1 pseudogene is annotated in these 200 nt (G+C 54.0%); it reads right to left on the reverse strand.

What is annotated here, in order from left to right:
• Positions 1-200: pseudogene (locus B2790_RS09645) on the reverse strand (hypothetical protein); the annotation flags it as partial.

Raw genomic sequence — 200 nt, forward strand, 5'->3', positions numbered from 1 at the left:
GGGTATAAGCGAACTGCGCCTTACCGGAGTCTCTCAATTCGCTCATGACGGTGTTGGAGTTATCCACTGCCATGATTGAACGCGATTCCTCAGCACCTGATGTGCATAGCGCCAGGAGGCTGTCCTGATGCCGGAAAATGGAGCGTGTCACAGAGCCGCCTAGTTCGGTGCAAACATGGTTGTTTTGGTAGAAGCGGCGT

Source organism: Pseudomonas sp. UBA6753, from assembly GCF_002453565.1.
GTDB lineage: Bacteria > Pseudomonadota > Gammaproteobacteria > Pseudomonadales > Pseudomonadaceae > Aquipseudomonas > Aquipseudomonas putida_Z.